The organism is Pseudomonas sp. AD21, from assembly GCF_002878485.1.
Lineage (GTDB): Bacteria > Pseudomonadota > Gammaproteobacteria > Pseudomonadales > Pseudomonadaceae > Aquipseudomonas.
On the sequence record NZ_NQYG01000011.1, the window covers coordinates 1 to 22,694 of the forward strand.

Below are 22,694 nucleotides of genomic sequence, written 5' to 3' on the forward strand. Positions count from 1 at the left end.
AAGGAGTTTTCCGTTTCGACTGCGCCGGAAGTGGGGCGAATTATAGACACCTGAGATCTGCCGTCAACCGTTAATTTCAGTTTTCTTTCAATAACTTGCAGACAGACTAAAAAGCACCCCATTCCCTCTATATAGAAGAGGGAATCAGCGCGGCTCTCTATAGAAGGGAGGATCAGAGCACGCCATCGTCCTTCAGCGCAGCCACCGCCCCAGCACCCAGACCCAGCACCCGCTGCAAAACCTCCAGCGTGTGCTCGCCCAGCAATGGCGGCGCACGACGATATTCGACAGGAGTTCGCGAGAGACGTATCGGACTGGCCACTTGCGGCACCATGCCCGCCAGCGCATGGGGCAGCTCAATCGCCAAGCCACGCGCCTTTACCTGCGGATCCTCAAATACCTGCGACAGATCATTGATCGGTCCACACGGCACGCCCGCCTGCTCCAACTGAGCGACCCACTCGGCTGTGGTCTTGAACACCGTCGCCTGGCGAATCAGCGGAATCAGCACCGCCCGGTTAGCCACCCGCAGCTTGTTCGTGGCGAACTGCGGATCATCTGCCCACTGCGGCTGGCCGGCCACCTCGGCAAACTTGCGGAACTGCCCGTCATTACCCACGGTGAGGATGAAGTCGCCGTCAGCCGTAGGAAAGTCCTGATAAGGCACGATGTTCGGATGAGCATTACCCAGACGCTTGGGCGCATTGCCCGTAGTCAGGTAGTTCATCGCCTGGTTGGCCAGGCACGCGACCTGCACATCCAGCAGCGCCATATCAATATGTTGGCCGCCCCCGTCGTGATCCCGATGCGCCAGAGCTGCGAGGATCGCCACAGTCGAATACAGTCCAGTCAGGATATCCGTCAGCGCCACCCCCACCTTCACCGGCCCGGCACCTTCATCACCCTCAGGACGCCCGGTCAGGCTCATCAGCCCTCCCAGTCCCTGGATCATGAAGTCGTAGCCCGCACGCTTGGCATACGGCCCGGTCTGGCCAAAACCGGTGATCGAGCAGTAGATCAGGTCAGGATTGATCGCCTTGAGCGACTCGTAGTCCAGTCCATACGCCGCCAAGCCACCGACCTTGAAGTTCTCGATGAGGATGTCCGACTTCGCCGCCAGCTCCCGCACAAGCTGCTGCCCTTCGGGACGCGTGAAGTCGATGGTCACCGATTGCTTGTTGCGGTTGGCCGACAAGTAGTAAGCCGCCTCGCTGGTGTTCTCCCCATAAGCATCTTTAAGGAAGGGCGGTCCCCACGCGCGAGTGTCGTCACCATTGCCCGGGCGCTCGACCTTGATCACTTCGGCGCCAAGGTCGGCGAGGATCTGCCCGGCCCAAGGCCCGGCCAGCACTCGCGATAAATCCAGTACCCGCAGATGCGACAGCGCGCCCATGGTCGCTCTCCTGTTAATAGAACGCCTGCAGACCGGTTTGCGCGCGACCCAGGATCAGCGCGTGGACGTCGTGCGTACCTTCATAGGTATTCACCACTTCCAGGTTGACCAGGTGACGGGCCACGCCGAACTCATCGGAGATACCGTTGCCACCCAACATGTCACGGGCCATACGGGCAATGTCCAGCGACTTGCCGCAAGAGTTGCGCTTCATGATCGAGGTGATTTCCACCGCTGCCGTGCCTTCGTCCTTCATGCGACCCAGGCGCAGGCAGCCTTGCAGGGCCAGCGTGATCTCGGTCTGCATGTCGGCCAGCTTCTTCTGGATCAGTTGAGTGGCAGCCAATGGGCGACCGAACTGATGACGATCCAGTGTGTACTGGCGAGCGGTGTGCCAGCAGAACTCGGCAGCGCCCAATGCGCCCCAGGAGATGCCATAACGCGCTGAGTTAAGGCAGGTGAATGGCCCCTTCAGGCCACGCACGTCGGGGAAGATGTTCTCCTCCGGCACGAAGACGTTGTCCATGACGATTTCACCGGTGATCGACGCTCGCAGGCCGACCTTGCCGTGAATCGCCGGAGCGCTCAGCCCCTTCCAGCCCTTCTCCAGAACGAAACCACGGATGTCGCCGGCATCGTCCTTGGCCCAGACCACGAACACATCGGCGATCGGGCTGTTGGTGATCCACATCTTGGCGCCGGTCAGGCTGTAGCCGCCGTCGACCTTGCGCGCACGAGTGATCATCGCGCCCGGATCGGAGCCGTGGTTCGGCTCGGTCAGACCGAAGCAGCCGATCCATTCGCCGGACGCCAGTTTCGGCAGGTACTTCTGCTTCTGCGCTTCAGTGCCGAATTCATTGATCGGCACCATCACCAGCGAGGACTGCACGCTCATCATCGAACGGTAGCCGGAGTCGACACGCTCCACTTCGCGGGCGATCAGGCCGTAGCTGACGTAGTTCAGGCCACTGCCACCGTATTGCTCAGGGATGGTCGCGCCCAACAGGCCGACTTCGCCCATTTCGCGGAAGATCGCCGGATCGGTTTTCTCATGACGGAAAGCTTCAAGGACACGTGGCGCCAGGCTCTGTTGAGCGAACTGGGTGGCGGTGTCGCGGATCATGCGCTCCTCTTCGGTGAGCTGTTGATCCAGCAGCAGGGGATCGATCCAGTTGAAGCTAGCTTTACCGCCCATGAGTGTGTCCTCGCAAATCGGTGAATTAACGTGGCATTGATCCTAGGCCCGGTTCGCCATCGCGGCAAACGAGGATTTCGCATCCTGTTGTGCTAATTTCTCACTCCGAAACGTCGCTGAATGCCTTTTATGCGGCGCATTAGTGAGGTTGACGTACATGCGAAGGAAGATACCCAGCACTACCGCCCTGATCAGCTTCGAAGCCGCCGCTCGCCACGAGAGCTTTACCAAAGCTGCCGAAGAGCTTTCTCTCACCCAGGGCGCGATTTGCCGACAGATCGCCAGCCTTGAGGACTTCCTCAGTGTGGAACTGTTCCGACGCTCACGACGCGGGGTGAAGCTGACGGAAGCCGGTCTGTCCTACAGCCGTCGGGTCGCCATGCAACTGGATGCCGTCGAGCGCGACACGCTCTCGGTCATGGGCCAGCAGGGCACCAATGTGATTGAACTGGCGGTGGTGCCAACCTTCGGCACGCAATGGCTGCTGCCAAGGCTCAAGGATTTCCAGCTCAAGCACCCCGAGGTCACGGTCAACCTGACAAACCGCACCCGCCCGTTCCTGTTTGCCGACTCCGATTTCGACGCGGCGATCTACTTCGGCGACGCTGATTGGTCGGGTACCGAATCCCACAGGTTGATGGGCGAAAATCCGATGCCGGTGTGCAGTCCCACCCTACTCGGGGGCAGCAAGCATCTGACACCCGACGAGATCGCCGAGTTGCCACTGCTGCAACAGACCACCCGCCCCTACGCTTGGCGCCAATGGTTCAACTCACAGCACCTGAACATCCCCCGCGACATGACAGGTCCACGCTACGAGCTATTCTCCATGCTGGCCCAGGCGGCCATGCACGACATGGGGATCGCTCTGATTCCGCCGTTCCTGATCCAGCGCGAACTGGCCGAGAAACGCCTGGTGATCGCCAACCCGAAAGCGCTCTCCAGCATCAAGGCGTATTACCTGATGATTCCGGAGCGTAAGGTCGAATCGGCATCACTCAAGGCATTTCGCGATTGGCTGGTCAATCAGGCAAACAGCTACAGCTTAGAAGAATAAAGGTTTACAGCGATTACTAACCCGGTAGTCAGGAAAATCAAAGCCCTACAGATATAAGTATTTGTCGCAAAATCGCAGACTGTATCCGAAAGTCGTACAGACGTCCCACAAGCGCCTGACTACGTGGCTTTGAGCCTCCATCAGCGACTCATTACGGCCTATTCACGTCACCGATGAGAAATTTTTTCAAATTCGGCCAGAATCCTTACAAGGCACAGCCTGCAAGGGATTCAGCCGGCCATCTGCGACATTCGGTCACGGGATGACTTGTAGTTAATTTTCCGTCACCCGTCATAATCCCTTGAAGGGCATAAAGTTCGCCTGCAAAATGCCGCGCCCCGCCCTGATTTGGCGGGATCGTGCTGATCGGCCGCCCCAGCCGCACCATCCGCAGTGCCTGGGTTTACTCAATAAGATCACGCAGGAGATTTGACGTGCACATTGGTGTTCCTCTCGAAACCCAGACCGGTGAAACACGGGTTGCTGCAACCCCGGAAACCATTAAAAAGCTGATCAGCCAAGGTCATAAGGTCACTGTGCAAACCGGCGCCGGCGTTAAAGCCAGTGTTGTCGACAGTGCCTATGAAGCGGCGGGGGCAACCATTGGCAGTGCCAACGATGCGTTCGGTGCCGAGCTGATTCTCAAAGTGGTCGCCCCCAGCGACGCCGAACTGGCGCTGATCAAGCGCGGCACGGTGCTGGTGGGGATGCTCAATCCGTTCAATAACGAAACCATCGCCAAAATGGCCGAATCCGGAATTACCGCGTTCGCCCTCGAAGCGGCGCCGCGCACCTCGCGCGCGCAGAGCCTCGACGTGCTGTCGTCGCAGGCGAACATTGCCGGCTATAAGGCTGTGTTGCTGGCCGCGCACTACTATCCGCGCTTCATGCCGATGCTGATGACCGCTGCAGGCACCGTGAAAGCGGCGCGCGTGCTGATTCTCGGCGCAGGCGTGGCCGGGTTGCAGGCAATTGCCACGGCGAAACGTCTGGGTGCGGTGATCGAAGCGTCCGACGTGCGTCCGGCGGTAAAAGAGCAGATCGAATCCCTAGGTGCGAAGTTCGTCGACGTGCCTTACGAGACCGATGAAGAGCGTGAATGCGCGGTCGGTGTCGGCGGTTACGCACGACCAATGCCAGCAAGCTGGATGCAGCGTCAGGCCCAGGCCGTGCACGAACGCGCCAAGCAGGCCGACATCGTCATCACCACCGCGCTGATCCCGGGCCGCAAGGCACCGACACTGCTGAGCGCAGAGACTGTGGCGCAGATGAAACCGGGCTCGGTGGTCATCGACCTCGCGGCGGCTCAGGGTGGCAACTGCCCGCTGACCGTGGCTGATCAGATCGTGATCGAGAATGGCGTGACCATCTGCGGCCCGACCAATCTGGCCGGCGAAGTCGCTGCAGATGCCTCGGCACTGTACGCCCGCAACCTGCTGGACTTCCTCAAGCTGGTGTTCACCAAAGAAGGCCAGTTCGACGTCAACCTCGAAGACGACATCGTCGCCGCGTGCCTGATGTGCCGCGACGGCCAAGTCATCCGCAAAAACGCCTAAGCAGGGATTCAGACGATGGAAGAGCTTATCTCCCCCGGTATCTACAACCTGATCATCTTCGTGCTGGCGATTTATGTCGGTTACCACGTGGTCTGGAACGTTACACCTGCGCTGCACACGCCACTGATGGCGGTGACCAATGCCATCTCGGCAATCGTGATCGTCGGCGCCATGCTGGCTGCCGCCCTCACCGTCACACCGCTGGGCAAGACCATGGGCACCCTCGCCGTGGCACTGGCGGCGGTCAACGTGTTCGGTGGCTTCCTGGTCACCCGTCGCATGCTTGAGATGTTCAAGAAGAAAGCCCCGAAAGTAAAAGAAGAGGCGCCGAAGTAATGAGCATGAATCTCGTCACGACGCTCTACCTGATCGCGTCGATCTGCTTTATCCAGGCCCTCAAAGGCCTGTCGCACCCGACCACATCGCGGCGCGGCAACCTGTTCGGCATGCTCGGCATGGCGTTGGCGATCCTCACCACCGTCGGCCTCATCTATAAGTTGGGCGCTGAGCTGGCCACTGCCGGTATCGGTTATGTGATCGTTGGCCTGCTGGTCGGCGGCACTGCCGGTTCGATCATGGCCAAACGCGTTGAAATGACCAAGATGCCGGAACTGGTCGCGTTCATGCACAGCATGATCGGTCTGGCGGCAGTATTCATCGCGATCGCTGCGGTGGTTGAGCCGCAATCGCTGGGTATCGTTAAACAACTGGGCGACTCGATCCCGGCGGGAAACCGTCTGGAGCTGTTCCTCGGCGCCGCGATCGGTGCCATCACCTTCTCCGGTTCGGTGATTGCGTTTGGCAAGCTGTCCGGCAAGTACAAGTTCCGCCTGTTCCAGGGTGCGCCGGTACAGTTCGCCGGTCAGCACAAGCTGAACGCCGTACTGGGCCTGGCAACACTGGTGCTGGGCGTGACCTTCATGCTCACCGGCAACCTGGCAGCGTTCTCGCTGATGCTGGCTCTGGCGTTCGTGATGGGTGTGCTGATCATCATCCCGATCGGTGGCGCCGACATGCCGGTGGTGGTGTCGATGCTCAACAGCTATTCGGGCTGGGCAGCAGCGGGTATCGGCTTCTCGCTGAACAACTCGATGCTGATCATTGCAGGTTCCTTGGTGGGTTCGAGCGGTGCGATCCTCTCGTACATCATGTGCAAGGCGATGAACCGCTCCTTCTTTAATGTACTGCTCGGCGGCTTCGGCAACACGGCCGACGCAGGTCCTGCCGGTGCGAAAGAAGCCCGTCCGGTGAAATCCGGTTCGGCTGACGACGCAACTTTCCTGCTGACCAACGCCGACACCGTAATCATCGTGCCAGGCTACGGTCTGGCGGTAGCGCGTGCACAGCATGCGCTGAAAGAGCTGACCGAGAAGCTGACCCACCGTGGCGTGACCGTGAAGTACGCGATCCACCCCGTTGCCGGTCGCATGCCCGGGCACATGAACGTGCTGCTCGCCGAGGCAGAAGTGCCTTACGACCAGGTGTTCGAGATGGAAGACATCAACTCCGAGTTCGGCCAGGCCGACGTGGTGCTGGTGCTCGGGGCGAACGACGTGGTCAACCCGGCCGCGAAGAACGATCCGAAGTCGCCGATCGCCGGCATGCCGATTCTCGAAGCGTTCAAGGCCAAGACCATCATCGTCAACAAGCGCTCGATGGCCAGCGGCTATGCCGGTCTGGACAACGAACTGTTCTACCTGGACAAGACCATGATGGTGTTCGGCGACGCGAAGAAAGTCATCGAAGACATGGTCAAAGCGGTCGAGTAATCCATCGCTGCCAGACCAAGCGCCCCGACTTGTCGGGGCGTTTTTGTTTGCGCAAAGCGTCGGACAATTTGCCGCGTTGTTGCAGATCAGGTAACGGTGTTTTACTTCAAACCCGCTAAATAGACGCCTCGTTTGCGACCTTGGTAGCGGGACAGGCGCCCGCGAAATTCACTAGACTGCGCATCCTGCTACTCGCTTCCCGAGATAATAATCCATGTACCGTGACCGTATTCGCCTGCCTTCGTTGTTGGATAAAGTGATGAGCGCCGCCGACGCAGCCGCTCTGATTGAAGACGGCATGACCGTCGGCATGAGCGGTTTCACCCGCGCCGGCGAAGCCAAGGCCGTCCCTCACGCACTGGCCGAGCGAGCCAAGGTCACGCCGCTGAAGATCAGCCTGATGACCGGCGCCAGCCTGGGCAACGACCTCGACAAGCAATTGACCGAGGCCGGCGTGCTGTCACGCCGCATGCCGTTCCAGGTCGACAGCACCTTGCGCAAGGCAATCAACGCCGGCGAAGTCATGTTCATCGACCAGCACCTGTCGGAAACCGTCGAACAGTTGCGCAACCAGCAGTTGAAGCTGCCGGACATCGCGGTAATCGAAGCCGTGGCCATCACCGAACAGGGCCACATCGTGCCGACCACTTCGGTGGGCAACTCGGCAAGCTTCGCGATTTTCGCCAAACAGGTCATCGTCGAGATCAATCTGGCACACAACGCCAACCTCGAAGGCCTGCATGACATCTATATCCCGACCTACCGCCCGACGCGCACGCCGATCCCGTTGGTAAAGGTCGACGACCGCATCGGCAGCACCGCGATTCCGATCCCGCCGGAGAAGATCGTCGCCATCGTCATCACGCAGCAAGCGGATTCGCCGTCCACGGTGTCAACCCCGGATGTCGACACCAACGCCATCGCCGAACACCTGATCACGTTCTTCAAGCAGGAAGTCGATGCCGGGCGCATGACCAACAAGCTCGGCCCGTTGCAGGCCGGGATCGGCAACATCGCCAACGCAGTGATGTGCGGTCTGATCGACTCGCCGTTCGAAGACCTGACCATGTACTCCGAAGTATTGCAGGACTCGACCTTCGACCTGATCGATGCGGGCAAGCTGAGCTTTGCCTCGGGCAGCTCGATCACCCTGTCGGAGCGGCGCAACAGCGACGTGTTCGGCAACCTGGAGAAGTACAAGGACAAACTGGTGCTGCGTCCGCAGGAGATCTCCAACCACCCGGAAGTGGTGCGTCGCCTGGGCATCATCGGCATCAACACGGCGCTGGAGTTCGACATCTACGGCAACGTCAACTCCACCCACGTCTGTGGCACGCGGATGATGAACGGCATTGGTGGCTCGGGGGACTTCGCGCGCAACGCACACCTGGCGGTGTTCGTCACCAAGTCGATCGCCAGGGGCGGGGCGATTTCCAGCGTGGTGCCGATGGTCAGCCACGTCGACCACACCGAGCATGACGTCGACATCCTGGTGACCGAAGTCGGTCTGGCCGACCTGCGCGGCCTGGCCCCACGCGAGCGCGCCCGGGTGATCATCGACAACTGTGTGCACCCCGATTATCGCCAGGCGCTGAATGACTACTTCACCGCCGCCTGCGCCATCGGTGGTCATACCCCGCACATCCTGCGCGAAGCCCTGAGCTGGCACATGAACCTGGAAGAAACCGGGCGCATGCTGGCGGTGTAATTCACACAGTCAACCCGCTGATGCAAACACAGTTTGTGTCAGCGGATTTTACCACCCTCCGCACCTGACAAAAACTGTACTGCTGTACCGGTGTTTTCCTACAGCTTTTACCTGCTATTTCCTTCGAATTGAACAATAACGCACCACTTGAGTGCAGACAGGTACAGTTTGCTCAATTTTGACCCATACACCCCCTATAAACAGTTAACTGGTCACTCACAATACAGTTGAACTGTATCTAGAGAGACTAGGCAAACGAGAGGATCATGGGCACCAGTCAAACCACTACCTGATCCCGCCACAAGCGGAAGGATGTCAACCATGGAACGTACACTCAGTTCCGAACTGTTCTTCGAAGACAAAGCTGCAAAAAACCAGGCTTCCCTGCCTCTGCGCGTTATCGCCAACCTGATGTTGTGGCAGCGCCGCATCTCCAGCCGCCACCAACTGGCTCGTCTGGATTCGCGTCTGCTGGCTGACGCCGGTATTAGCGAAGCACAACGCTACGAAGAGCTGAGCAAGCCGTTCTGGCGCTAAGTAGCGTCGCTGGCTCTGGTCGTTAGACCCACCGCCAGCAACCCGAATTGAACACACAAGACCCGTCGCGGGAACCCGCGACGGGTCTTGTCGTTTCAGGGTCTGAAAAATGCCCGTACAACCACCGACAAGAACAACAGGTACAGTTTTAAAAGAACAGAATCTGAACCAGTACAATTCCCTATCGGTGTATCTGCCTCCGAAAGTGCATCCGGCGCAGCATGTCCTTAACCCCTCCCGGCTTAAGGAATACGCCATGAAAGACTTACAGGATGTTTCAGCAATTTCGATCCAGCCGCTCGTTCGCCCGCACCGCCTGCGGCGCCTGTTGCGTGGCTTTTGGCAATCATTGGAGCGCGCCAGGACACGGCGTCTGCTGGCTCAGCTCGATCAACGCGACCTGGCGGATCTGGGCCTCAGCCATGCCGATCGGCTCAACGAGTTGGAGAAACCCTTCTGGCGCTAGCATTCTGCCCACTGTGCGAACAACGCGCGGCGGCCTAATATCCATGGCAGAACGTGGCGAATCTTCTGTAACTCGCGTCTGACTCATCAGACACAAGCCACCTCTCAATACGGTTTACTTTCAGGAGATACACCATGTCCCGTCTTCGCCTGCTCAGCGCTGCCGCCTTGCTGGCCGTGGCAGCCAACGCCAGCGCCACCAGCTTCATCGTGACCACTGACGCCGTAGTTGGCGCACTGAAGTCCTCTTCGGACGCCACTTCCGACGTCAGCTCTTCACTGCGTGACAACAAAGTCGTGATCGCCGCCCGTGACGACGCTGCCAGCTTCATTGCCAGCCAAGGCCAGATCCGTGGCGTGAAGCTGGAAAGTGCCCTGGACCTCATCCGTCATCAGGCACCGCAACTGAACGCCACCGACACACAACTGGCGCAAGCCATCCTGGCGATCTGATCCGACTTCGCTGGAAGGGACACGCCAGTCGTGTCCCGATGTTTCGCCACTGGCTCTGGCCCGGGCATTACGCTAGCCTTGAGACTCGCTAACCGTTATCGAGTCCCATGCGTTTTCTGACCAACCTGCTTATTCCTTCTGCCTTGATCAGCGCCTGCTGGGCGACGTCGGTCGATGCCTTTGATGTCTCCACGCAAAACACCGTGGTGACGGTATGGGCCACCGGAATGGTGTCTTCCGCACCATTCGACCGTAAACTGATCATCGCCGCTCACGATGACGCGGCGGCGTTTGTTGCCAGTGACGGTCAATTGCGCGGCGCTCAGCTCGAATCCGCACTGCATTACCTGCGCAAATCCCGACCAAAACTTCATGTCAGCGACCTTGAACTGGCACAGGCAATTCTCGTCCAATAGTTATCCCAGTCCTTCGTTATCATTGCCCCACCGGAGTCGTTCCATGCGTAGCCCGCTGATTGCTGCCGCCCTTGGCCTGTTTTTATTGGCCGACGTGGCCCAGGCGCACACCCTGGTAGCCACCAGTAACATCATCGTTCGTGCCTCCCAGCGCACCATCGATTTCACCTCCGATACCACCACGTCGATTCGCGATTCGAAAATCATCCGCGAAGCCCACGACGATGCGGCCAGCTTCGTTGCCACCAACGGCGATATCCGTGGTGCGCACCTGGAAGCCGCCCTCAACACCTTGCGCACGCGTGTACCCGAAGCCCGCGACGCCAGTGATCAGGTGCTCGCCGAAGCCATCCTCGCACTGTGAAGTCACTCGGTGCCTGGCTGCTGGCCGGGGCAATGTTGCTGCTCGGCAACAGCGCCCACGCCAGCCTGCAATTGCGGCTCAAGACCGACGGCCTGAGCCCCGCCCAGCAGCAGGCCAGTCAAGCGTTGCTCGATGAAGCGATGCAGAAGCTGCCGCCCAGCTTCGTCGAACAGCTGGACCGGCGCATCGATGTCGGCTGGACCGACGACATGCCCGGCAACGCCTACGGCCAGGCGACCCTGGTCGCCGAACTCGACCTGAACCGCAAACTGCTCGCCAGCCTCACCGACGGCAGCGCGGCCAAAGAGAAAACCAATCGCCCCCACGGCACGGTCCGCCAGGAACTGCTGGCAACGGTGCTGCACGAACTCACCCACATTTATGACCGCGCACGTCTGTGGCCCGGCGCCGAGCGCACGCTGATCCAGCGCTGCACCCGCCGCAGCAACAGCGCCGGCCTGGTCGGCATTCCCGATGAATGTCGCGGACAGACCGAACGGCGCTTCACCCTCAGCGATGACCCGCGCCTGCTCGACCTCGCCGGTTGGCAACAGTACGTCGGGCGCCGCGGCGAGCGTGAACAGCACAACCGTCAGGTGGCCCGCAGCCCGGACCTGTACGAAATCTCCAGCCCGAAAGAGTTTGTCGCGGTCAACATGGAGTATTTCCTCCTCGACCCGAGCTACGCCTGCCGCCGTCCGGCGCTCTATCGCTACTACAAGGAACGCTTCGACTGGGCTCCTCCGGTCAAGGACACCTGCAGCAACACCTTCGCCTTTCTCAATGCCGGCAACGACTTCGCCAAACAGCCACTGGGGCAGGTCGATCCGGAGCGGGTGTATGCCGTCGACTACTTGCTGGCCGAGGCCAACCAGAACTGGGTCAGCCGCTGGGGCCACAGCATGTTGCGCCTGGTGATCTGTGCGCCGGGGCGACCACGGGGTCCGGACTGCCGGCTCGACCTGGACCAGCATCTGGTGCTGTCCTACCGCGCCTTTGTCGGCGATGTACAGTTGTCGAGCTGGGACGGTCTGGTCGGCAAGTACCCGTCGCGGCTGTTCGTGCTGCCGCTGGCCCAGGTGATCGACGAGTACACCAAGACCGAACTGCGCAGCCTCGCTTCGGTGCCACTGAACCTGTCGCGCACCGAGATTGAGGAAGTCGTCGAACACGCCGCCGAGATGCACTGGAGCTACGACGGCAACTACTTCTTCCTGTCCAACAACTGCGCCGTGGAAAGCCTCAAGCTGTTGCGCAGCGGCAGCAACAACAAGCAACTGGTCGGCCTCGACAGCATCATGCCTAACGGCTTGCTGGAGGTGATGAAAGGCCGTGGGTTGGCCGACACCAGCGTACTGGACAATCCCAAGGAAGCGCTGCGCCTGGGCTATCGCTTCGACTCGTTCCGCGATCGCTATCAGGCGATGTTCGATGTGTTGAAAAAGCAGTTGCCGATCAAACAGACCACGGTCGAGGACTGGCTGTCGTTGTCTGCCGAAGAGCGCCGCCAGTGGTTCGAGCGCGCAGACCTGCGCACCAGTGCCGCATTGCTGCTGCTGGAACAGGCGAGCTATCGCCGCCAGTTGCTGTTGGCCCAGGATGAGGTCAAGCAACGCTACCTCGGCGCACGGGAGCTGGAGAACGGTGGCATGGACAAGGCCAACGCGACCCTGCAGGAAATTCTCGCCAACAGCGGCTTCCTCAGCCGTCCGGCAGAACTGCTCGACAGCCGCGGCTACGGTCTGCCGCAACCGAGCGAGTTCAAGCGCCTGCAAGATGAAAGCAGCCAACGCCAGAAACAACTGCTGGCGCTGAGCGGCGATCTGGACAAAGAGGTGCGCAAGTTGCTGGAACCCAAGCGAGCCGCCGAGATTGCCGCCAGCGAAGCCAACGTGAAGCAGATCGGCGAACATCTGCGCAAACTGCACAAGGCATCCGGCGGACTTGAGCTGCCCTGAAAAAAAGATCGCAGCTCTAAGGCTGCGATCTTTTTTATTACCTGCAGATCAGTTCAGAACGCCATCCAGAATTTCGTAAACGATCCCGGTGCCCACCGCGATCAGCACGATATCGCCCCCGGTGCGCCGCCATTCATAACCGGGATACACCGGCAAACGGCTCAGCGCCCGACCGTCCAGCCGCTCGCCGTAATAACCGTGCGGCAACGGCCGGCCGCGCTCCAGACGGATACCCGGTGGTGGCGGTGCACCGCGCACGAAGTAGCCGTGGTTGTCGCGAATGGTCTGGCGCACCGGGCCGAAGTCGTGCGGTGGCGGGCCGCCACGGTGATCGTTTGGCGGGCCGCGATGATCGTCGCGATGGTCATTGCCATGGTTGTCGTACTGGCCCTGCTGCGGGCCACCGTGGTCATGATCATCGCGCTGATCGGCGCTGGCCAGCAGCGGTGTCGCACTGATCAACAGCACGCCCAGTCCGGCCATCAGACGTTTCGGCATTTTCATCGGGTCTTTCCTCACTGCACCAACAGCAAAAAGGGATTCAGAACGTGGTTCTGAATCCCTCGGTCTTGCTCAATTAGGCTGCGTTGTGAGGCGCTAATTCCTCTGTATCAGGAACTTTACCTTCAACTGACGCGGGCCTGACGCACGCCTTCGGACAGTGCCGAGCAAAGGCTCAGCACGCCGTCGATGGCCTGCTCCGGCGTGGTCGCATTGGCGATGTGGTCGATCAGGGCCGAGCCCACCACCACACCGTCTGCCAGGCGTGCGATGGAGGCGGCTTGCTCCGGGGTGCGGATGCCGAAACCGATGCTGATCGGCAGGTCGGTATGCCGGCGCAGGCGCGTTACCGCCTCTTCGACGTGCTCCAGTGTTGCCGCGCCAGCACCGGTCACACCGGCCACCGACACGTAGTACACGAAACCCGAGCTGCCATTGAGCACTTTCGGCAGACGCGCATCGTCAGTGGTCGGGGTGGTCAGTCGGATGAAGTCCAGGCCGGCAGCCTGTGCCGGATCGCACAGTTCGGCATTGTGCTCCGGTGGCATGTCGACCACGATCAGGCCATCGACACCTGCTTCCTTGGCATCGGCAATGAAGCGCGGCACGCCATACATGTGGATCGGGTTGAAGTAGCCCATCAGCACCAGCGGCGTATCGCTGTTGCCTTCACGGAACTCGCGGACCATCTGCAGGGTTTTCGCCAGATTCTGTTTGGCGCCCAGCGCACGGATGTTCGCCAGTTGAATCGCCGGGCCGTCGGCCATCGGGTCGGTGAACGGCATGCCCAATTCGATCACATCGGCGCCAGCGCCCGGCAAACCTTTGAGGATCGCCAGCGAAGTGGCGTAATCCGGATCACCGGCGGTGACGAAGGTCACCAGCGCGGCGCGGTTCTGTTCTTTGAGGTCGGCAAAGCGGGTTTGCAGGCGGCTCATCAGTGTTTCTCCTGCTTGGACTGTTCCATATGGTGCATGACGGTCTGCATGTCTTTGTCGCCACGGCCCGACAGGTTGACCACCATCAGGTGCTCCTTCGGCAGGTTCGGCGCGCGTTTGAATACTTCAGCCAACGCATGAGCGCTTTCCAGTGCCGGGATGATCCCTTCCAGACGGCAGCATTTGTGAAACGCTTCAAGGGCTTCGTCGTCGGTCACCGAGGTGTACTGAACACGACCGATGTCATGCAACCACGCGTGCTCAGGGCCAATGCCCGGGTAATCGAGGCCGGCGGAAATCGAGTGGGCGTCGATGATCTGACCGTCGTCGTCTTGTAGCAGGAAGGTACGGTTGCCGTGCAGCACACCCGGTACGCCGCCGTTCAGGCTCGCAGCATGCTTGCCGGTTTCGATACCATAACCGGCCGCTTCGACCCCGATGATTTCGACGCTCTTGTCGTCGAGGAACGGGTGGAACAGGCCCATGGCGTTGGAACCGCCACCGATGCACGCCACCAAACTGTCCGGCAGACGACCTTCCTGAGCCTGCAACTGCTCGCGGGTTTCCTTGCCGATCACCGCCTGGAAGTCGCGCACCATCGCTGGGTACGGGTGCGGGCCAGCCACGGTGCCAATCAGGTAGAAGGTGCTGTCGACGTTGGTCACCCAGTCACGCAAGGCTTCGTTCATCGCGTCTTTGAGGGTGCCGGTGCCGGCCACCACCGGGATCACTTCGGCGCCCAGCAGCTTCATGCGGAACACGTTGGCCTGCTGACGCTCGATGTCAGTGGTGCCCATGTAGATCACGCAATCCAGACCGAAACGCGCGGCAACGGTGGCGGTGGCCACACCGTGCATGCCGGCGCCGGTCTCGGCGATGATGCGTTTCTTGCCCATGCGTCGCGCCAGCAGGATCTGGCCGATGCAGTTGTTGATCTTGTGCGCGCCGGTGTGGTTCAGCTCTTCGCGCTTGAGGTAGATCTTGGCGCCGCCGCAGAACTCGGTCAGACGCTCGGCGAAGTACAGCGGGCTCGGACGACCGACATAGTCACGCTGGAAGTAGGCCAGCTCTTCCTTGAACGCCGGATCTTCCTTGGCCGCTTCGTATTCACGGGCCAGATCGAGGATCAACGGCATCAGGGTTTCCGCCACGTAGCGGCCGCCGAACGCGCCGAACAGGCCGTTATCGTCAGGGCCGCTGCGCAGGTTGGAGGTGTTCGAAGTCTGGGTCATGATGTGCTCCAGGTGAATTCGGGTGAGAAGAGAATGGCGTCCACTCTACCCCTGACCTTCTACGCTGAAAACCGATAAGATCGCCACAACCTGTCAGGAAATCTCACAGATACCATGAGCCATGACCTTCCTCCGCTGAACGCCTTGCGTGCCTTTGAAGCCACGGCCCGGCTGAACAGCGTCAGTCAGGCAGCCGAACAGCTGCACGTCACCCACGGCGCGGTCAGCCGCCAGCTCAAAGTGCTCGAAGAGCATCTGGGGGTGAGCCTGTTCGTCAAGGATGGGCGCGGCCTGAAACTCACAGATGCCGGGATTCGTCTGCGAGACGCCAGCGGCGAGGCATTCGATCGGTTGCGCAGTGTGTGCGCCGAGCTGACGCAAAACACCGCCGACGCACCGTTCGTGCTCGGCTGCTCTGGCAGTCTGCTGGCGCGCTGGTTCATCCCACGCTTGGGCCGGCTCAATGCCGATCTGCCGGACTTGCGCCTGCACCTGTCCGCCGGTGAAGGTGATCTCGACCCACGGCGCCCCGGACTCGACGCCTTGCTGTTGTTCGCCGAACCACCATGGCCGGCAGACATGCAGGTGTACGAGCTGACGGCAGAACGCATCGGACCGGTGATGAGCCCGCTGTTCCGTGGTTATCAGCGCCTGCAAACCGCACCGGCATCAGCCTTGCTCAGCGAACCCCTGCTGCACACCACCTCTCGCCCTCAAGCCTGGCCGAGCTGGGCACAACAAAACCACCTCGACGCCAAGGCGTTGAAGTTGGGACAGGGTTTCGAGCATTTGTATTATTTGCTGGAGGCAGCGGTCGCGGGTCTAGGCGTGGCGATCGCACCAGAGCCGCTGGTGGCCGAAGATTTGAAGGCTGGTCGACTGGTTGCGCCGTGGGGTTTCTGCCAAACCCCGGCGCAACTGGCGTTGTGGCTACCCAAGCGCGCCGCAGACGGGCGCGCCCGGCAACTGGCGCAGTGGCTCAAGAACGAACTGCGCCAGACGGATCACTCGCCGCGCTTGAACAGCAAGTAGGCGGCCAGCAGCCCCAGTGCACCCACCGCCACACCGGCGGTGGTCCAAGGGTGTTCCTGAGCGTAATCACGGGTGGCGATCCCGGTCTCGCGGGTTTTCACTTTGACTTCTTCGTAGGCATCGCTGAGCAGGTGACGCGAATGTTTCAGCGCGCTTTCGGCATTGCTTTTCAGCGCCTTGAGGGTCTTGCGCGACTCGTCCGAGGCATCGTCCTTCAGGCTTTCCAACGATTTGAGCAGACTCTCGATCTCGGCTTCCATGCTTTGCAACGAGGCTTTACGTAAAGAGGTGTTGGCCATGGTGGCTCTCCTGCATTGGTGATGAGTGGCGTGTGTTGGTTGGGACTTCAGCGGTTTGAGAAAGTGCAGAAAATCTGAACTTCGCTTGCTCCGGGCCGCCGAAATCAACAGTGCAAATCACTGCTAGTCTCAATCCAACACGCCAAGGAGATCGCCATGAGTGACCATCACACCTACAAGAAAGTCGAACTGGTCGGCTCGTCCACCAGCAGCATCGAGGACGCCATCAACAATGCGCTGGCTGAAGCGAACAAGAGCATCAAGCACCTGGAATGGTTTGAAGTGGTCGACACCCGTGGCCACATCAAGGACGGCAAGGCTGCGCACTTCCAGGTAACGCTCAAAGTCGGCTTCCGGATTGCCAGCAGCTGAGTTTGGGCTACGCTTCTGAACTTGCGCGCTGGCCGAGTGCCATAGGAATGGCAAAGCGCTACAAGGTGAGCGCATCGGGATACCCGATGCCCGCCTCTTTTAATCCGACCAGGGAGTGCGACCGATGAAGAAGTTCATATTGGCAGTAGGTTTGTTGAGCCTTGCGGGTGGCGCGTTTGCTGCTGGCAAGCCTTGTGAAGAGTTGAAAAGCGAAATTGCCGCGAAGCTGGATGCCAAGGGCGTTTCCGGGTATTCGCTGGAGATTGCCGACAAGGGTGCGGCCGCTGGCGGCAAGGTTGTCGGCAAATGTGAGGGCGGCGCCAAGGAAATCGTCTACAAGCGCGGTTGATCGCGACTGAAATGCAAAAGCCGACGCGAAGGCGTCGGCTTTTTTGTGGGCGACACGTTCCCCCTGTAGGAGTGAGCCTGCTCGCGATGGCGGTGTAACAGTCAACAACTCAGTGACTGTGGAAACGCTATCGCGAGCAGGCTCACTCCTACAGGGGTTGGTGTTATCCCTTCATGACCTGCGCCAGCAACTCATAGGAATGCAGGCGATCGGCATGCTCATACAGATCACAGGTGAAGATCAGCTCATCGGCCTGCGTCTGTTCAACCAGCACCTCCAGCTTCGCGCGGATCTTCTGCGGGCTGCCGACCATTGCCAGGCCGAGGAAGTCCCCCACTGCCTCACGCTCATGGGGTAACCACAGGCCATCCATGCTTTTCACCGGTGGACGCTGCACCAGACTCTGCCCGCGCATCAACGCGAGAATGCGCTGGTACACCGAAGTCGCCAGGTAATCCGCCTGCTCATCGGTATCCGCTGCAACCAACGGTACGCCGAGCATCACGTACGGCTTGTCGAGCACCGCCGACGGCTTGAAGTGATTGCGATAGACGCGGATCGCCTCGTGCATAAAGCGCGGGGCGAAGTGCGAGGCGAAGGCGTAGGGCAAACCGCGCTCACCGGCCAGTTGCGCACTGAACAGACTGGAGCCGAGCAACCAGATCGGCACATTGGTGCCGGTTCCGGGCATGGCGATCACCCGTTGATCCGGGGTACGCGGGCCGAGGAAGCGCACCAGTTCGGCGACGTCTTCCGGGAAATCATCGGCACTGCCAGAGCGCTCGCGGCGCAGGGCACGGGCGGTCATCTGGTCGGAACCCGGTGCCCGGCCCAGCCCGAGGTCGATGCGCCCCGGATACAGGCTTTCGAGAGTGCCGAACTGTTCGGCGATCACCAGCGGTGCGTGGTTAGGCAACATCACCCCGCCGGAGCCGACGCGAATCGTCGAGGTACCACCGGCCAGATACCCCAGCAATACCGAAGTGGCGGAACTGGCGATGCCGTCCATGTTGTGGTGCTCGGCGACCCAGAAGCGGGTATAGCCGAATTTCTCGACATGCTGCGCCAGGTCCAGCGAGTTGCGCAGCGATTGCGCCGGGCTGCCGTTCTCGCGCACCGGCACCAGATCGAGGGTGGAAAACTTTACGTCGGACAGTTGCTTCATAAACCTGCGTCTCCGAGTGGTCTGCAGGTTTTTTCTTGCGAACGAAAACCTGCCGAATTCATAAGCGTGTTCTGTGCAATAAGGGCATATACCCGAGTTTCAATAGCTGAGGGAAAAATCCTACTAAAAAAGTCAACGATTCACCTGAGCTGAACTTTGTTCCGGCGTCTATCCTCAGAAGCCTTGCAAGCAAACACCACGACGGCGCGGCGTTCCGCGCCAGATCTTGAGGAGGCAGACATGGCTATCGTGAAGAAAGCATCCGCGCATTGGGCTGGCGATCTGAAAACCGGCATCGGCTCGATCTCTACCGAAACCGGCGTCCTCAGAGAAGCGCCTTACGGCTTCAAGGCCCGCTTCGAAGGTGGCAAGGGCACCAACCCGGAAGAACTGATCGGCGCCGCCCATGCCGGCTGTTTTTCCATGGCGTTTTCGATGATTCTCGGCGATGCGGGCCTGAGGGCTGACAGCATCGACACGCAGGCGGAGGTCACGCTGGACCAGGTGGACGGCGGCTTTGCCATCACTGCGGTGAAGCTGATTCTCAAGGCGAAGATCCCGGGAGCGACGCAGGCGCAGTTTGAAGAACTGAGTAACAAGGCCAAGGAAGGGTGCCCGGTGTCCAAGCTGTTGAATGCGAAGATTACGCTTGAGGCTTCGCTGGTCAGCTAAGTCGGCGCTGACTGACCCAATCGCGAGCAGGCTCGCTCCCTCAGGGTGTGTGTTGTGAACACGTCCAATGTGGGAGCGAGCCTGCTCGCGAAAGCGATCCAAAAAGCACCGCAGTGCCTGAAGATGTGAGCGAAGTCAGAACCCGCTCTGCAAAAATATGGTCGAATAAGTGACAGCAGCTTCAGCGCACACCCGTGCGCGCTGCACCAGGGAGCTTTAACTATGAAACGTATTGGCTTGGCGATTTTCTGCAGTGCACTGGCCACAACGGTTCTTGCCGCACCGAAAGACTGTGAAGAACTGAAAAACGAGATCGAGGTCAAGATCCAGGCCAACGCCGTGCCCTCCTACACGCTGGAAATCGTCAGCAAGGAAGAGGCCGATAAACACGACGTGGCGATGGTCGTCGGCACTTGCGACAACGGCACCAAAGCGATCATCTATCAGAAAAACAGCAACTGATTCACCTCAGGTAAGGCAGTCGATGTCCCGGTCCTCGGCAACGATCTCGTGCCTGGCGTTGTACAAACGCGCGCTCGGCGTGAACCCCAGCGAACGCCCTTCCAGCAGGTAACGCTGGCCGGCTTCGAAATGGTCGTAGCGGATGTACAGGTAACACAGCCGCTCGACCGGGCCGGTCATCAGACTGCCACCGCCGCCAAACACCTCGAAGTCGAAACGCACCCGCAGCTCATGGCTGCCAGGCGTCACCTGAAAGAAACGCCCGTCGGTCAACCGTTTATTGTCGAGGCGCTCGGCCATGAGCAGTTTGCCGCCCGGGGTCGGGGTCGAAAAGTCGACCCAGGCCATTTGTGGATCGACCGGTGGCAACGGGGTCTGGCAGCCGGTGATAGCGCCGACTGCGAGCAACAGCATCAACTTGCGCATGATGGATGTCCAAGGGTTCAGACCTGAAGCATAGCGCCGATCAAGTGCGCTGACAGCCTGCCGGTGTGCCCTGGCCAACCACTTTGCGTTGCTCGTCGTAGAGCTTCGCCCATGGACGGAAACCGATACTGCCGGCCTGCAGCTGATAACGCTGACCGGCGTTGAAGTCCTTGAATTTCACGTTCAACTGGCAGTCGCGCCACAGCGGCTCGGCATCCGGGCCGATGTTGGTGGCTTCGACCGCAAACTGATAACGCACCTTCAGTTCATGGCTGCCGGGCTGCACCTCGAAATAACGTTTGTCGGCCGTGGTTCGGCTATCGACCTGCAGCGCTTGCAGCGCGGTGTCCTGTTGCCGGGCATCGAGGTCGATCCAGGCTTGCGAGGGGTCAGGGTCGGGCATTCCGAATCCGGCACAACCGGCCAGCGTCAGCAGGCCTCCAGTCAGCAACAACATGCGCATAGCGAAGCTCCAAATGGCGGGATAGTCTTGCGGGCAGACTTTCCAAAGGATTTTTTATTTTGATCAGGCCGCTTCCAAGCCATGGGTTACTTGATCGCGTTTTTCGGATTTTGTTTCCGGGTGTGATGTTTTTGTTGCTCAGCGGTTGCTCCAGCGTGAGCTATTACAGCCAGTTGGCCAGCGGTCAGTTGCAGTTGTTGCAGGCGCGTGAGCCGGTGGCCAAGGTGATCGCCGACCCCAGCCGCGATACGGCATTACGCACACACCTGATCCAGTCGCAGAAGGCCCGCGCCTTCGCCAGCGAACAGCTGCACCTGCCGGACAACCAGAGCTATCGCCTGTACGCCGACATTGGCCGGCCGTACGTGGTGTGGAACGTGTTCGCCACCCCGGAGTTTTCCCTGACCCCGCAGAACCATTGCTTCCCGATTGCCGGCTGTGTGGCCTATCGCGGCTACTACAGCCAGAGCGCCGCACGTGGCGAAGCGGCGATTCAGCGCCTGCAAGGCATGGACGTGTCGATTGGCGGCGTCGAAGCCTATTCGACCCTCGGCTGGTTCAATGACCCGATTCTCAACTCGATGATGGGCTGGGGTGACGAGCGCCTGGCCACGCTGATTTTTCATGAACTGGCGCATCAGCGCTTCTATGTGAAGGACGACACCGAGTTCAACGAGTCCTTCGCCACATTTGTCGAACAGCAAGGCACCCGACAGTGGCGGGCATTTCGTGGCCTGCCGCCAGACACCGACTCGCTGCTCATGCAGCGTGACCAGTTCATCGAGTTGGTGCTGGAAACGCGTTCACAACTGGAAAAGCTCTATGCCCAGCCGCTGCCGGCCGAGCAGATGCGCGAGCGCAAAACAGCGGCGTTCGAGCAGTTTCGTCGCGAATATCGATTGATGCGCGACAGCCAGTGGGCAGGGGACAAGCGTTATGACGCCTGGGTGAATATGCCGCTGAACAATGCGCGGCTGCTGCCGTTTGGGCTGTATGACCAGTGGGTGCCGGCGTTTGCAGCGTTGTTCAGCCAGGTTGGGGGGGATTGGGTAAGGTTTTATGTTGAGGTCGAAAAGCTGGGTGAGCTGCCGCTGACTGAGCGTAAAGCGGCACTTAGAGCGTTGGCAGAATCCTGATTTCGCATGGGCTGAGCCGGCCCCTTCGCGAGCAAGCCCGCTCCCACAGTTGAAATGCATTCTCCCTGTGGGAGCGGGCTTGCTCGCGAAGACTGACTCATCAGCGCCGCAGGAACGCCTGATGCAACTCGGCCAGCGTTTCAAAATGATAGGCCGGCGCTTCGGCACTCAATTCTTCAAAGCTGCCAAACCCATAGCCCACCGCCGCCGCATCCAGCCCGTTGCTGCGCGCGCCGATCAGGTCATGCTTGCGATCGCCGATCATCAGCGTATTGGCCGGATCCAGCCCCTCTTCGGCCACCAGGTGCGCGATCAGCTCGACCTTGTTGGTCCGCGTGCCATCCAGTTCGCTGCCGTAGATCACCTTGAAGTGTTTGGCAAAGTCGAGGTGCCGGGCAATCTCGCGGGCAAATTCCCAAGGTTTGGAGGTCGCGATATACAGCTGTCGCCCTTGGCCGCTCAAGGTTTCCAGCAGCGGTGTGACGCCATCGAACACGCGGTTTTCGTACAGTCCGGTGACCTTGAAGCGCTCGCGATAGAAGTTCACCGCTTCCCAGGCCTTGGCCTCGTCAAAGCCATAGAACTGCATGAACGCCTGCAACAGTGGCGGGCCGATGAAGTGTTCGAGCTTGGTCAGGTCCGGCTCATCAATGCCGAGTTTGCCGAGGGCGAACTGGATGGAACGGGTGATGCCCTCACGCGGGTCGGTCAGGGTGCCATCGAGGTCGAACAGTACGGTCTGGTAATGCATGAGAAATCCTGAGCAGGTGTAAGGC

The 22,694-nt window shown here is 60.1% G+C and carries 27 protein-coding genes; 17 read left to right on the plus strand and 10 right to left on the minus strand.

Going from position 1 to position 22,694, the window contains the following annotated elements:
* Positions 1 to 172 precede the first annotated feature (172 nt).
* The gene (locus PseAD21_RS09250; RefSeq protein WP_102355421.1) at positions 173 to 1,393 is read right to left on the minus strand and encodes a CaiB/BaiF CoA-transferase family protein; all 1,221 of its coding nucleotides are present in this window, start codon (positions 1,391 to 1,393) and stop codon (positions 173 to 175) included.
* A gap of 13 nt (positions 1,394 to 1,406) precedes the next feature.
* Positions 1,407 to 2,588: an acyl-CoA dehydrogenase gene (locus PseAD21_RS09255; RefSeq protein WP_102355422.1), complete on the minus strand. Its 1,182-nt coding sequence runs from the start codon at positions 2,586 to 2,588 to the stop codon at positions 1,407 to 1,409.
* A 157-nt stretch (positions 2,589 to 2,745) separates the two neighbouring features.
* Here PseAD21_RS09255 and PseAD21_RS09260 point away from each other — a divergent pair, with 157 nt between their 5' ends.
* The 11 genes from PseAD21_RS09260 to PseAD21_RS09310 all read left to right on the plus strand — a co-directional run bounded on the left by PseAD21_RS09260 (position 2,746) and on the right by PseAD21_RS09310 (position 12,871).
* The gene (locus PseAD21_RS09260; protein WP_102355423.1) at positions 2,746 to 3,645 is read left to right on the plus strand and encodes a LysR family transcriptional regulator; all 900 of its coding nucleotides are present in this window, start codon (positions 2,746 to 2,748) and stop codon (positions 3,643 to 3,645) included.
* A 434-nt stretch (positions 3,646 to 4,079) separates the two neighbouring features.
* Complete coding sequence (locus PseAD21_RS09265; protein ID WP_102355424.1) at positions 4,080 to 5,201, plus strand: Re/Si-specific NAD(P)(+) transhydrogenase subunit alpha; 1,122 nt, start codon at positions 4,080 to 4,082, stop codon at positions 5,199 to 5,201.
* 15 nt (positions 5,202 to 5,216) lie between these two features.
* Positions 5,217 to 5,537, plus strand: a complete 321-nt coding sequence (locus PseAD21_RS09270; RefSeq protein WP_003187417.1) for an NAD(P) transhydrogenase subunit alpha — start codon at positions 5,217 to 5,219, stop codon at positions 5,535 to 5,537.
* Positions 5,537 to 6,970, plus strand: a complete 1,434-nt coding sequence (locus PseAD21_RS09275) for an NAD(P)(+) transhydrogenase (Re/Si-specific) subunit beta (protein ID WP_102355425.1) — start codon at positions 5,537 to 5,539, stop codon at positions 6,968 to 6,970. Before PseAD21_RS09270 ends, PseAD21_RS09275 begins: the two co-directional genes overlap by 1 nt.
* A gap of 214 nt (positions 6,971 to 7,184) precedes the next feature.
* Positions 7,185 to 8,678 (plus strand): acetyl-CoA hydrolase/transferase family protein, encoded by a 1,494-nt coding sequence (locus tag PseAD21_RS09280; RefSeq protein ID WP_102355426.1) that lies wholly within the window; start codon positions 7,185 to 7,187, stop codon positions 8,676 to 8,678.
* A 321-nt stretch (positions 8,679 to 8,999) separates the two neighbouring features.
* Complete coding sequence (locus PseAD21_RS09285; protein WP_007962833.1) at positions 9,000 to 9,215, plus strand: DUF1127 domain-containing protein; 216 nt, start codon at positions 9,000 to 9,002, stop codon at positions 9,213 to 9,215.
* A gap of 256 nt (positions 9,216 to 9,471) precedes the next feature.
* On the plus strand, positions 9,472 to 9,681 hold the full coding sequence (locus tag PseAD21_RS09290) for a DUF1127 domain-containing protein (RefSeq protein WP_102355427.1): 210 nt from the start codon (positions 9,472 to 9,474) through the stop codon (positions 9,679 to 9,681).
* A gap of 134 nt (positions 9,682 to 9,815) precedes the next feature.
* Positions 9,816 to 10,133: a DUF2388 domain-containing protein gene (locus PseAD21_RS09295; protein WP_102355428.1), complete on the plus strand. Its 318-nt coding sequence runs from the start codon at positions 9,816 to 9,818 to the stop codon at positions 10,131 to 10,133.
* A 107-nt stretch (positions 10,134 to 10,240) separates the two neighbouring features.
* A complete protein-coding gene (locus tag PseAD21_RS09300) occupies positions 10,241 to 10,549 on the plus strand; it encodes a DUF2388 domain-containing protein (protein ID WP_102355429.1) in 309 nt (102 codons plus the stop codon).
* A gap of 43 nt (positions 10,550 to 10,592) precedes the next feature.
* Positions 10,593 to 10,913: a DUF2388 domain-containing protein gene (locus PseAD21_RS09305; protein ID WP_007911662.1), complete on the plus strand. Its 321-nt coding sequence runs from the start codon at positions 10,593 to 10,595 to the stop codon at positions 10,911 to 10,913.
* Positions 10,910 to 12,871, plus strand: a complete 1,962-nt coding sequence (locus PseAD21_RS09310; protein ID WP_102355430.1) for a DUF4105 domain-containing protein — start codon at positions 10,910 to 10,912, stop codon at positions 12,869 to 12,871. Before PseAD21_RS09305 ends, PseAD21_RS09310 begins: the two co-directional genes overlap by 4 nt.
* 48 nt (positions 12,872 to 12,919) lie before the next feature.
* Here PseAD21_RS09310 and PseAD21_RS09315 read toward each other — a convergent pair whose 3' ends face one another.
* From PseAD21_RS09315 to trpB, 3 genes are all read right to left on the minus strand, one after another.
* Entirely contained in the window at positions 12,920 to 13,375 is a 456-nt protein-coding gene (locus PseAD21_RS09315; protein ID WP_102355431.1) for an anti-virulence regulator CigR family protein, read from the minus strand.
* A gap of 122 nt (positions 13,376 to 13,497) precedes the next feature.
* Positions 13,498 to 14,310, minus strand: coding sequence for a tryptophan synthase subunit alpha (trpA, locus tag PseAD21_RS09320; protein ID WP_102355432.1), 813 nt, complete (start codon positions 14,308 to 14,310; stop codon positions 13,498 to 13,500).
* The gene (gene trpB, locus PseAD21_RS09325; protein ID WP_102355433.1) at positions 14,310 to 15,542 is read right to left on the minus strand and encodes a tryptophan synthase subunit beta; all 1,233 of its coding nucleotides are present in this window, start codon (positions 15,540 to 15,542) and stop codon (positions 14,310 to 14,312) included. The genes trpA and trpB overlap by 1 nt, the downstream gene beginning before the upstream one ends.
* A gap of 114 nt (positions 15,543 to 15,656) precedes the next feature.
* On the opposite strand from trpB, the gene PseAD21_RS09330 reads away from it, so the two are divergent.
* Positions 15,657 to 16,574, plus strand: coding sequence for a LysR family transcriptional regulator (locus PseAD21_RS09330; protein ID WP_102355434.1), 918 nt, complete (start codon positions 15,657 to 15,659; stop codon positions 16,572 to 16,574).
* Here PseAD21_RS09330 and PseAD21_RS09335 read toward each other — a convergent pair.
* Positions 16,547 to 16,873 (minus strand): YqjD family protein, encoded by a 327-nt coding sequence (locus PseAD21_RS09335; RefSeq protein ID WP_095190284.1) that lies wholly within the window; start codon positions 16,871 to 16,873, stop codon positions 16,547 to 16,549. The two genes, PseAD21_RS09330 and PseAD21_RS09335, sit on opposite strands and share 28 nt — an antisense overlap.
* Positions 16,874 to 17,029: 156 nt before the next feature.
* On the opposite strand from PseAD21_RS09335, the gene PseAD21_RS09340 reads away from it, so the two are divergent.
* Both PseAD21_RS09340 and PseAD21_RS09345 read left to right on the plus strand, forming a co-directional pair.
* Positions 17,030 to 17,245, plus strand: a complete 216-nt coding sequence (locus PseAD21_RS09340; RefSeq protein ID WP_003220389.1) for a dodecin — start codon at positions 17,030 to 17,032, stop codon at positions 17,243 to 17,245.
* 124 nt (positions 17,246 to 17,369) lie between these two features.
* A complete protein-coding gene (locus PseAD21_RS09345; RefSeq protein WP_025112344.1) occupies positions 17,370 to 17,594 on the plus strand; it encodes a DUF1161 domain-containing protein in 225 nt (74 codons plus the stop codon).
* A 163-nt stretch (positions 17,595 to 17,757) separates the two neighbouring features.
* Here the strand turns inward: PseAD21_RS09345 and PseAD21_RS09350 are convergent, their stop codons facing one another.
* Entirely contained in the window at positions 17,758 to 18,759 is a 1,002-nt protein-coding gene (locus tag PseAD21_RS09350) for an LLM class flavin-dependent oxidoreductase (RefSeq protein ID WP_025112343.1), read from the minus strand.
* 240 nt (positions 18,760 to 18,999) lie between these two features.
* Here PseAD21_RS09350 and PseAD21_RS09355 point away from each other — a divergent pair, with 240 nt between their 5' ends.
* Positions 19,000 to 19,431, plus strand: coding sequence for an OsmC family protein (locus tag PseAD21_RS09355; protein WP_102355435.1), 432 nt, complete (start codon positions 19,000 to 19,002; stop codon positions 19,429 to 19,431).
* 222 nt (positions 19,432 to 19,653) lie between these two features.
* A complete protein-coding gene (locus PseAD21_RS09360) occupies positions 19,654 to 19,893 on the plus strand; it encodes a DUF1161 domain-containing protein (protein WP_102355436.1) in 240 nt (79 codons plus the stop codon).
* Between the two features lie 6 nt (positions 19,894 to 19,899).
* Here PseAD21_RS09360 and PseAD21_RS09365 read toward each other — a convergent pair whose 3' ends face one another.
* Positions 19,900 to 20,319 carry a hypothetical protein gene (locus PseAD21_RS09365; RefSeq protein ID WP_102355437.1) on the minus strand — a complete coding sequence of 140 codons (420 nt, stop codon included), beginning with the start codon at positions 20,317 to 20,319 and terminating at the stop codon, positions 19,900 to 19,902.
* Between the two features lie 40 nt (positions 20,320 to 20,359).
* Complete coding sequence (locus tag PseAD21_RS09370; protein ID WP_102355438.1) at positions 20,360 to 20,782, minus strand: hypothetical protein; 423 nt, start codon at positions 20,780 to 20,782, stop codon at positions 20,360 to 20,362.
* A 59-nt stretch (positions 20,783 to 20,841) separates the two neighbouring features.
* On the opposite strand from PseAD21_RS09370, the gene PseAD21_RS09375 reads away from it, so the two are divergent.
* A complete protein-coding gene (locus PseAD21_RS09375; protein ID WP_102355439.1) occupies positions 20,842 to 21,918 on the plus strand; it encodes an aminopeptidase in 1,077 nt (358 codons plus the stop codon).
* Between the two features lie 100 nt (positions 21,919 to 22,018).
* Here the strand turns inward: PseAD21_RS09375 and PseAD21_RS09380 are convergent, their stop codons facing one another.
* Entirely contained in the window at positions 22,019 to 22,669 is a 651-nt protein-coding gene (locus tag PseAD21_RS09380; RefSeq protein WP_102355440.1) for an HAD family hydrolase, read from the minus strand.
* Positions 22,670 to 22,694: the final 25 nt, after the last annotated feature.